The 10,973-nt window shown below is 51.6% G+C and carries 8 protein-coding genes; 4 read left to right on the top strand and 4 right to left on the bottom strand.

The annotated features are described in order from the left end of the window. Positions 1-348 precede the first annotated feature (348 nt). Positions 349-1,437: a tryptophan--tRNA ligase gene (gene trpS, locus T491_RS0113920; RefSeq protein WP_028904422.1), complete on the bottom strand. Its 1,089-nt coding sequence runs from the start codon at positions 1,435-1,437 to the stop codon at positions 349-351. 161 nt (positions 1,438-1,598) lie between these two features. Between trpS and T491_RS0113915 the strand changes: the two genes are divergently transcribed. From T491_RS0113915 to T491_RS0113900, 4 genes are all read left to right on the top strand, one after another. Further along, entirely contained in the window at positions 1,599-2,984 is a 1,386-nt protein-coding gene (locus T491_RS0113915; protein WP_028904421.1) for an aminopeptidase P family protein, read from the top strand. A 61-nt stretch (positions 2,985-3,045) separates the two neighbouring features. After that, positions 3,046-4,251 carry an aminopeptidase C gene (locus T491_RS0113910; protein WP_028904420.1) on the top strand — a complete coding sequence of 402 codons (1,206 nt, stop codon included), beginning with the start codon at positions 3,046-3,048 and terminating at the stop codon, positions 4,249-4,251. Further along, on the top strand, positions 4,251-5,975 hold the full coding sequence (gene recJ / locus T491_RS0113905; RefSeq protein ID WP_028904419.1) for a single-stranded-DNA-specific exonuclease RecJ: 1,725 nt from the start codon (positions 4,251-4,253) through the stop codon (positions 5,973-5,975). Before T491_RS0113910 ends, recJ begins: the two co-directional genes overlap by 1 nt. Before the next feature lie 12 nt (positions 5,976-5,987). After that, a complete protein-coding gene (locus T491_RS0113900) occupies positions 5,988-7,916 on the top strand; it encodes an ATP-dependent DNA helicase RecQ (RefSeq protein ID WP_036916165.1) in 1,929 nt (642 codons plus the stop codon). A gap of 9 nt (positions 7,917-7,925) precedes the next feature. On the opposite strand, the gene T491_RS16680 is transcribed toward T491_RS0113900, so the two are convergent. From T491_RS16680 to ilvC, 3 genes are read right to left on the bottom strand one after another with little or no spacing between them, the layout of a single operon-like run. Further along, entirely contained in the window at positions 7,926-9,377 is a 1,452-nt protein-coding gene (locus tag T491_RS16680) for an amidophosphoribosyltransferase (protein ID WP_036916157.1), read from the bottom strand. 5 nt (positions 9,378-9,382) lie between these two features. After that, on the bottom strand, positions 9,383-9,847 hold the full coding sequence (locus T491_RS0113890) for a MaoC family dehydratase (protein WP_028904417.1): 465 nt from the start codon (positions 9,845-9,847) through the stop codon (positions 9,383-9,385). Positions 9,848-9,901: 54 nt separating this feature from the next. Further along, positions 9,902-10,951 carry a ketol-acid reductoisomerase gene (gene ilvC / locus T491_RS0113885; protein ID WP_028904416.1) on the bottom strand — a complete coding sequence of 350 codons (1,050 nt, stop codon included), beginning with the start codon at positions 10,949-10,951 and terminating at the stop codon, positions 9,902-9,904. Positions 10,952-10,973 lie beyond the last annotated feature (22 nt).

Here is a 10,973-nt window from a genome sequence, read left to right as displayed (position 1 = left end):
GATAGAGGCAAAAAATGCAGAGCTGAAGCACGTCTATGGCTACAACAGGGCAGAATCATATGGCCTGTACTCCATGCAAATGCAAGGAGCTATCACCATTTTTGCCGCAAATATCAAGAGAATCCTCAAACTAATCTGAGCAAAGAATATATTTCTCAAAAAAAGCTCTTTAAGAAGCCGTATAAACCTCATCTGGGGGTATTACTGACCACAAACTGAAAATTGAAAAAAGCAGATTGCCAATCCGTATGTAACGGCTATATGCAATCTGCTTTTAATAAAAATCAAGGTTGCCCCCTCAAATGGAGGGCTTTTTCAGTGCCCTCCCGGCTGGCGGGGGATATTTATTTATTTTGCGAAGCGTTCGGCTTGTGAGCGAATCAGCTCTGTATCGTTGAAGTAGTCGATACGCATAGCCTTGCGAACCTCATCCATGGTCTGGGCACCAACCTCGCGGGCCTGCTCTGTACCCTTCTTCAGGATGTTGTAGATTTCAGGAATATCCTTCTCGAACTCAGCACGACGCTGGCGCATAGGCTCCAGGAACTGGTTGAGCACCTGATTCAGGAACTTCTTGCACTTCATATCGCCCAGTCCACCACGACGGTAGTGATCCTTCAGCTCGTCCAGATTCTGATACTCTGGCCAGAAATTCTTGAAGTCCTCATCAGTTGAGAAAGCATCGAGATAGGTGAACACAGCGTTACCCTCCACGTGACCAGGATCGTTCAGGTTCACGTGCTCAGGGTCAGTGTACATTGAGCGAACCTTCTGCCATACATCATCGGCAGTATCAGAGAGGTAGATGCAGTTGCCCAGCGACTTCGACATTTTCTCCTTACCATCGGTACCAGGCAGACGACGAGCAGTCAGATTCTCAGGCAGCATGATATTGGGTTCAACCAATACTGGTGCATAGATCTGATTGAAACGGCGCACCAGCTCACGGGTCACCTCGAGCATAGGCTCTTGGTCCTCACCTGCAGGAACAGTAGTTGCCTTGAACAGGGTGATGTCAGCAGCCTGCGACACAGGGTAGCAGAAGAATCCAAGAGGAATACTCTCGCCTTCGAAACCACGCATCTTCACTTCAGTCTTAACAGTTGGGTTGCGCTGTACACGGCTCACCGAAACCAGGTTCATCAGATAGGTTGTCAGCTCAGCCAGCTCAGGAATCTGACTCTGGATAAAGAGCGTGCACTTTTCAGGATCAAGTCCTGCAGCAAGGTAGTCGAGCGCCACCTCAATGATGTTCTGACGAATCTTCTCAGGATTGTCCGCATTATCGGTCAGAGCCTGCACATCGGCCATGAACACAAACATGCGATCAAAATCGCCCTGATTCTGCAATTGCACACGTCGACGCAGTGAGCCTACATAGTGCCCTAAGTGAAGTTTACCAGTGGGACGGTCGCCCGTCAAAATTACTTTTCCCATATGTCTTTTAGTCTTATTTTTCAAATTTGCGTGCAAAGGTACGAAATAAATTCTACTAATCTGCATAAATATTGTAAAAAATAGAGTTAAAAGGGTTGCTTTTTGATAAATAATATGTATCTTTGCCGACAAAATGAATATAAATAACGTATTTTCGACAAATGTTTAACATAGATACTTATGTAAATAGACGTCAGGAACTGAAGAAACTCGTAGGCGAAGGAGTTATCATCTTGTTTGGAAACAACGATTCACCGGTTAATTATCCGGCCAATGCCTATGCGCCCATGCGCCAGGATTCTTCGTTTCTGTACTACTTCGGACAGCACCGCGACGGGCTGGTTGGTGTGATAGATATCGATAACGACGAAGAGTGGCTCTTCGGTGATGATATCGACGTAGAGGATATTGTATGGATGGGCTTCACCCCATCGGTAGCCGATCTGGCTGCTGAGGTAGGTGTGAAAAAGACCGCTCCCATGAAGGAGCTGGCCAAGATATGCACACCTGATAAAAAGGTACACTTCCTGCCCCCCTACCGCTTCGATACCAAGATTCAGATCATGGATCTGTTGGGCATCCATCCCAACCAGCAGAAGGAGCAGGCTTCGCTGAAGCTCATCAAGGCAGTAGTCAAGATGCGCGCCACCAAGGAGCCTCAGGAGATTGAGGCCATTGAGCGTGCCTGCGAGGTGGGCTATATGATGCACACCACAGCGCAGAAGCTGATCCGTCCAGGTGTGACAGAGCGTTACATCGGCGGACAGGTGGACGGTATCGCCCGCAGTCTGGCTCAGGGCACCAGCTTTGCCACCATCTTCAGCCAGCATGGCGAGATTATGCATGGTAACCCATCGGATGCCCAACTGGAGGCTGGCCGACTGGCACTCTGCGATGCAGGTTGCGAGCTCGACGACTATTGCTCTGACCACACCCGCACCATGCCTGTTAACGGTAAATTCAGTCAGCGTCAATTGGAAATCTACTCGATTGTAGAGGCCTGTCATGATTATGCCATCGAGGTGGCAAAGCCAGGTGTAAGATATATGGATGTACACTTTGCCGTGTGCCGACTGATGACTGAGCGCCTGAAGGAGCTCGGCCTGATGAAGGGTGACACCGACGAGGCTGTTCGCGCTGGCGCTCATGCCATGTTCCTGCCTCACGGACTGGGCCACATGATGGGTATGGACGTTCACGATATGGAGGGTCTGGGTCAGATCTACGTTGGCTTCGACGAGGAGACACGTCCTAATCTGGAGCAGTTTGGTACCAACTGTCTGCGCATGGGTCGCAAGCTCGAAGAGGGCTTTGTGATTACCGACGAGCCTGGTATCTACTTCATTCCACAACTTATCGACGAGTGGAAAGCCAGCGGACATTGCAAGGAGTTCCTGAACTTCGACAAGCTCGAGACCTACAAGGACTTCGGCGGAATCCGCATTGAGGACGACATCCTGATCACCAAGGACGGATGCCGATTCTTAGGCAAGCAGCGCATTCCTTATCATCCAAAGGATGTAGAGGATTTCATGGCCGCAAAATAGAAATAGTTTTGGGGATAAAACAATTAGGGGAAATAGGAAATAATTATAAAAATAACACAAAATGAAGAAAATGACAACACTTGCGCTCGCTACATTGGTAGCTCTGAGCGCATCGGCAGCCAAGAAGAAGGCGCCAGCAAAAGATGCCAACAAGCCAGTATTCACTGTGGTGAAGGAGAACCCCATCACCAGCATCAAGGACCAGAACCGTTCGGGTACGTGCTGGGACTACTCTACCCTCTCTTATTTCGAGGCAGAGATTCTGAAGGCTACTGGTAAGACTTACGATCTCGACGAGTCGTTCGTAGCCAACAAGACCTACATGGAGCGCGCTATCCAGGTGGTTCGCTATCATGGCGACTGCCAGTTTGCTCAGGGCGGATCGGCCGAGGACGTACTCCACACACTGAAGACTCACGGTATCGTGCCTCAGGGCATCATGCCTTTCCCTGGCTCACTGTATGGCGACTCACTCAACAACTTCAACGAGTTCTTCGGTCAGCTGGAGCCTTACGTTGCAGCTATTGCCAAGAGCAGCGCCCGTAAGATCTCAAACCAGTGGAAGGTTGGTTTGCAGGGTATTCTCGATGCCTACCTGGGCAAGTGCCCTGAGAAGTTCACCTTCGAGGGCAAGGAGTACACCCCAAAGAGCTTCATGGCTACACTCGGTCTGAACCTCGACGACTATGTCAGCATCACCAGCTATACCCACCATCCCTTCTACTCTACTTTCGCTGTAGAGGTACAGGACAACTGGCGCTTCCCACAGAGCTACAACCTGCCTATGGACGAGATGATGCGCGTGATCGACAATGCTGTTGAGAACGGCTACACCATCGCTTGGGGCGGCGACGTATCAGAAGAGGGTTTCACCCGCAATGGTCTGGCTTACGCTGTTGACGGCAACGCCACCAAGAGCCTTGCTGGTAGTGATATGGCCCGTTGGCTGAACCTGTCACCCGACAAGAAGCGCAACGTGATCGACTCACTGGGTTGCAAGGTGCCTGAGGTAAAGCCTACCCAGCAGATGCGCCAGGAGCGTTTCGACAACTGGGAGCTGACCGACGACCACGGCATGCTGATCTACGGTGTGGCAAAGGACCAGAACGGCAAACTGTATTACATGGTAAAGAACTCTTGGGGCGAGACAGGTGCCTACAAGGGAATCTGGTATATGACCAAGGACTACATCGCCCTGAACACGATGGACTTCCTGATTAATAAGAACGCTATTCCTGCAGATATACGTAAAAAGCTCGGTATCTAATGCATTTTAAATGGAATTACGAACCACCTACATCAGAACAACAAGCGGCGGCTAAGGAGCTCGGTGAGAAAATCGGCATGAATCCGATACTCGCCAAACTCCTTATCCAGCGAGGCATCAAGACGGAGAGCGCTGCCAAGCGCTTCTTCCGTCCGATGCTGAACGAGCTGATCGATCCGTTCCTGATGAACGACATGGATGTGGCGGTAGACAGGCTCAACGACGCCATGGGGCGTAAAGAGCGCATCATGGTCTACGGCGACTACGATGTCGATGGATGTACGGCGGTTGCCTTGGTGTACAAATTCCTGCAGCAGTTCTATTCCAATATCGAATATTATATCCCCGACCGTTACGAAGAGGGATATGGTATCAGCAAGAAAGGACTGCACTATGCTGCGGAAAAAGGCATCAAGCTCATTATAGTACTTGACTGCGGTATCAAGGCAATTGAAGAGATTGCTTATGCCAAGAGTCTGGGTATTGATTTCATCATCTGTGACCACCACGTCCCAGATGATGAATTGCCTAATGCCGTTGCTATTCTGAACCCCAAACGCGTAGATTCTACCTACCCCTTCAAAGACCTGTGCGGCTGTGGTGTAGGCTTTAAACTGATGCAGGCCTTTGCCAAGAACAACGGCATTCCCTTCTCACGACTGATACCTCTGCTCGACTTCTGTGCTGTCAGCATTGCGGCCGATATCGTACCCATCATGGGCGAGAACCGCATCCTGGCCTATCACGGACTGAAGCAGCTCAATCAGAGTCCATCGGTGGGCTTGAAAGCCATCATCGACATCTGCGGACTGACAGGGCGCGAAATCACCATGAGCGATATCGTGTTCAAGATCGGCCCACGTATCAATGCATCAGGACGCATGCAGAATGGTACCGAGGCTGTCGACCTGCTGGTTGAAAAAGACCTGCAGAAAGCGCTGTCGGAGGCTAATCATATCAACGAATACAACGAGCAGCGTAAGGATGTAGACAAACAGATGACCGAAGAGGCCAACCAGATAGTAGAAAAGCTGGAGAGCCAGAAACAGAATGCCAGCATCGTGCTCTACGATGAGAACTGGAAGAAAGGCGTCATCGGTATTGTGGCATCCCGCCTCACCGAGCTCTATTACAAGCCCACGGTGGTGCTCACCAAGTTTAATGGTATCGCCACAGGCTCTGCACGCAGTGTGGCTGGCTACGACATCTACGATGCCATCAAGAGCTGTCGCGATCTGCTCGAGAATTTCGGTGGTCATACCTATGCAGTCGGTCTGTCGCTGAAAATCGAGAATATCCCCGAGTTCCGCAGCCGTTTCCAGAAGTACGTGATGGAACATATCCAGCCCGAACAGACAGAGGCTACCCTCGATATCGATGCCATGATCGACTTCAAGGAGGTCACCAAGAAACTGCACAACGACCTGAAGAAGTTTGCCCCTCATGGTCCCGACAACCCCAAGCCACTGTTCTGCACACGTAATGTGTACGACTACGGCACCTCGAAGGTAGTGGGTCGCCAACAGGAGCATATCAAGCTCGAACTGGTCGACTCCAAGTCGAGCAACGTACTCAATGGTATTGCCTTCGGCCAGAGCGGTTCGGCACGCTATATCAAGTCGAAACGTTCGTTCGATATCGTCTATACCATCGAGGACAACATCTACAAGCGCACTGAGGTCCAGTTACAGATTGAAGATATTCAACCCTCTGAGAGTGAATAGTGAATAGTGAATGTGAAGAGTGATCAATATCAACAGATACTTAAACAATACTGGGGCTACGATGATTTCCGCGGAATTCAGCGCGAAATCATCGAGTCTATCGGTAATGGCCACGACACCTTAGGCTTGATGCCTACAGGTGGCGGCAAGTCGATCACCTTCCAGGTACCAGCCTTAGCACAAGCAGGTACGTGTATCGTCATCACCCCACTCATTGCCTTGATGAAGGACCAGGTCGACAATCTGCGTCGACGCGGCATTAAGGCAGCAGCCATCTACAGCGGTCTGACCCGCGAAGAGATTATCATCACCCTCGAGAACGCCATCTTTGGCGGCATCAAGTTGCTCTACGTCTCACCAGAGCGACTCTCGTCCGATCTTTTTCAAGCCAAGCTCCGCCACATGCAGGTGAGCTTTATCACGGTCGATGAGGCCCATTGCATTTCGCAGTGGGGCTACGATTTCCGTCCCTCCTACCTGCAGATAGCACAGATACGCAAGCTGGTACCCGACGTGCCCGTATTGGCACTCACTGCCACCGCCACCCCACAGGTGGTTGACGACATCCAGGAGCGCCTGAAAGTTCATAGTTCAAAGACAAATGTTCAAAGCTTCAACGTCTTCCGCATGAGCTTTGAGCGCAAGAACCTGGCTTATGTGGTGCGTCAGGCCGACGATAAGATCGGGCAGCTCATCCATATCCTCAAGAGCATGAAAGGCTCGGCCATTGTCTATGCGCGCAGTCGCCGTCGCACCAAGGAGTATGCCGAGCTACTCAACGAGGCAGGCATCAGCGCCACTTTCTACCACGCAGGCTTGGACGCCTGTGCCAAGGACCAGCGCCAGCGTGAGTGGCAGGCCAACCAGCAACGCGTGATGGTGGCCACCAACGCCTTTGGTATGGGTATCGACAAACCCGATGTACGGTTGGTGATCCATGTAGATTGTCCTGACAGCATCGAGGCCTACTTCCAGGAGGCAGGCCGTGCTGGTCGCGATGGTCTGAAGGCCTATGCCGTACTGCTTTACAACCATGCCGACGAGCGCAAGCTGCAGAAGCGCATTGCCGACACCTTCCCCGACAAGGACTATATCCGTCAGGTATATGAGCATCTGGCCTACTATTATCAGATAGGCGTAGGCTCGGGCTACGGCTTTACCTTCGAGTTTAATATCGATAAGTTCTGTCATAACTTCCACCACTTCCCCATCCAGGTCGATTCTGCGCTCAAGATACTGCAGCGTGCCGGCTATATCGAGTACACCGAAGAGCAGGACAATCAGGCACGCGTCATGTTCACCGTGAGCCGTAACGACCTGTACCGATTAGAGAACAACAGCGCCAACGAAGAGCTGGTCATCACTGCCCTCCTGCGCAACTACGGCGGTCTCTTCACCGATTACAACTATATCGACGAGGCCTTTCTCGCCACCGTCACCCAGCTGCAGCCCCAACAGGTATATCTCACGCTGAAGAGTCTGTCGCAGCGCCACATCCTGCATTTCATTCCGCAGAAGAAGACCCCCTACATCCGCTATACCCAGCGCCGCGAGGATATGGAGCATATCCAGCTGATGCCCGAGGTGTACGAGGAACGCAAGTCGCAGTTCGCACAGCGCATCCACGCCATGATTGAATATGCCACCTGCAACGATGTATGCCGCAGTCGCCAGCTGTTGCGCTATTTCGGCGAGCACAACGATCACGACTGTGCCCAGTGCGATGTCTGTCTGACGCACCGCAAGGAGGGGTTGGTGTCAGAGCCACGCATGAACCAGGCTGCCACCCGCATCCTGCAACTGCTCAGCGACGGACAGCCCCACCCCATAACAGACATAAAAAGCATCGAGCTGCCCGAAAGCGAACTCGATGCTGCATTGGATTATCTTTCCGACGAGGAGTATATCCGCCAGGCCGACGGCCTCGTCTCAAAAATCTGATTCTTTCTTTTAGAAGTCCAGCTTCAACTGGCGATCATCCTCCTGGTCGTGCTCGTGGCAGTAGCTGCTGCCATCAAAGCAGTGTGTGCACACGCGGCACTTATCCATGCCGATGCTCTTCACCAGGTCCTCTAGCTTGGCAAACTTCAGTGAGGTCAGGCCCAGGCGCTTGGCAATCTCATCCACCATACGCTTGTACTCTGGTGAGTCGGTCTGGGCATATTTCTCTAAGTTCTTCTTGTCGTCGCCCTCGAAATCCTTGATGATACGACGTGTAATCAACTCCATATCGCTCTTCGATGAGGTGAAGCCGATAAACGGACAGCCATACACCAGTGGTGGACAAGAGATACGACAGTGCACCTCCTTGGCGCCATACTCAAAGAAGGTCTTCACGTTGTCCTTCAGCTGAGTGCCACGTACGATAGAGTCGTCGCAGAACACCACGCGCTGATCCTTCAGCAGGGCTGGGTTAGGAATCAGCTTCATCTTAGCCACCAGCGAACGGCGCTCCTGGTTGCCAGGAGTGAACGAACGTGGCCAGGTAGGCGTATATTTCAGTACGGCACGCTTGTAGGGCACGCCCTTGCCTTCTGCATAGCCAAGTGCCATACCTACACCCGAGTCGGGCACACCGCAAACGCAGTCCACCTCAGTATCATCCTTCTCACCCATCATCTTACCATTGGTCTCACGCACGTTTTCTACGTTGATACCATTATAGTCCGAAGCAGGGAATCCGTAGTACACCCAGAGGAACGAACAGATCTGCTCGCGCTTGAATGGGGCCTGAAGCACCTCCATCTTGTCAGCTGTCAGCAGCACAATCTCGCCTGGTCCCAGGTCTCTCACGCGCTTATAATCGAGATTGGGGAAACTGGTCGTCTCGCTGCTCACAGCGTAGGCACCCTCCTTCTGACCAATCACGATAGGCGTGCGGCCCAGGAAGTCGCGTGCGGCAATGATTCCCTTCTCAGTGAGGATGAGCATGGAGCACGAGCCCTCAATCTTTTTATATACCAGGTTGATACCCTCAACAAATGTGCGCCCCATATTGATGAGCAGGGCCACCAGTTCGGTCTGGTTGATGGTGTTGGCCGAATACTCGCTGAAGTGCATACGACGGTCCAGTAGTTCCTGTGCAATCTCCTCCAGGTTATTGATTTTCGCTACTGTCACCACAGCATAGCGACCTAAGTGCGAGTTAACGAGTATGGGTTGTGGGTCGGTATCGCTGATGACGCCGATACCCTGTTGTCCTGAAAACGAGTCGAGTTCATCCTCAAACTTAGAACGGAAGTAATCACGCTCCAAGTTGTGAATTTTACGACTAAAACCTTTCTCCTTATCGTAAGTAACCAATCCGGCACGCTTGGTGCCCAGATGTGAGTTGTAATCGGTGCCGTAGAACAGATCGTTCACACAGCACTTAGTGGAAATGGTTCCAAAAAATCCACCCATACCTATTAATTAAAATAATACAGGAACGAAGCGATACCCTCGAGTGCGGGTTTGCGCTGTCCCTCGATTTCAATTCTGAACTCAATCTCGGCCTTACAGATACCACGCAGGTTCTGAATGTTGTGCAGTTTGGTTACCAGGCGCACTTTCGAACCTGTGATGACAGGCTGTCCGAAACGCATCTTGTCCATGCCGTAGTTAACCAGCATCTTGATGTTGTTCACCTCGATGATCTGGTCCCACATATAAGGCAGCAACGACAGTGTCAGATAACCATGAGCGATGGTACTCTGATACTGGCTCTCCTTCTTAGCACGCTCCACATCGACATGTATCCACTGATGGTCGAGAGTGGCATCGGCAAACATGTTAATACGGTCCTGGTCTACTTGCAGCCAATCAGAAGCGCCGAGCTCCTCACCTAAGTGGGCTGCGAATTCATCGTACGAATTAATTACTAATTTTCCCATATCATATTTTAAAATGAATCACGGGGATGCGTGTGCACCCCCGTGATTGTAGTGTTATACGTCTTGGTTCTCAGGACGCAGCTTGCGCACGGTCTCACCGGCACGCCACATCTCCTGATTACGCATAGCCTCGAGCTCTTTCTCCAGACCGGCACGATAGTCGGGCTTCGAGTTAGCGTCGATGGTGATCTGCGCCTCGTTACCAGTCTGTACCGAGTAATAGAGCCACTCCATCACAGGCTTGATAGCATCGTGGAATCGTGGAGCCCAGTCGAGCGCACCACGCTGAGCGGTGGTCGAGCAGTTAGCATACATCCAGTCCATACCCTTAGCACCGAACAGAGGGCCAAGGCTCTGGGTCAATTCCTCAACAGTCTCATTGAAAGCTTCCGAGGGAGAGTGTCCGTGCTCGCGCAGCACCTCGTACTGAGCCAGCAGCAGTCCCTGAATGGCACCCATCAGCGATCCACGCTCACCAGTCAAGTCTGATGTAGCCTCACGCTCGAAGGTTGTCTCAAACATATATCCAGCACCGATACCGATACCGAAGGCCAATGTCTTCTCCTTAGCATTACCAGTAGCGTCCTGGTAAACGGCATACGAGCAGTTCAGTCCGCGACCCTCGCAGAACATGGTGCGAAGACTGGTACCTGAGCCCTTAGGAGCCACCATAATCACATCGACATCCTTTGGAGGAACAACGCCTGTGCGATCGCTCCAGTTGATGGCAAAGCCATGACTGTAGTAAAGCGTCTTACCAGGTTTCAGATACTGCTTGATGGTGGGCCACTGCTGAATCTGACCAGCGTCTGAAAGCAGCATGCAGAGGATAGTACCCTTCTCAGCGGCCTCCTCGATCGAGAACAGAGTCTCGCCAGGAACCCATCCGTCGGCAACAGCCTTGTCGTAGGTCTTGCCAGGGCGCTGTCCCACAATCACATTGAATCCGTTATCACGCAGGTTGCAGGCCTGACCTGGACCCTGAACGCCATAACCGATCACAGCGATGGTTTCATTCTTCAATACTTCACGTGCTTTCTCGAGTGAGAACTCTTTGCTGGTGACTACAGTCTCTGTTACGCCACCGAAATTCATTTGTGCCATATAGCTTTAAATTTTTAACTCG

Source organism: Prevotella sp. P6B4, from assembly GCF_000619985.1.
In the GTDB taxonomy this organism is placed as follows: domain Bacteria; phylum Bacteroidota; class Bacteroidia; order Bacteroidales; family Bacteroidaceae; genus Prevotella.
The sequence above is the reverse complement of the archived record's forward strand: the minus strand, read 5'-3'. Positions and strand labels throughout refer to the sequence as shown.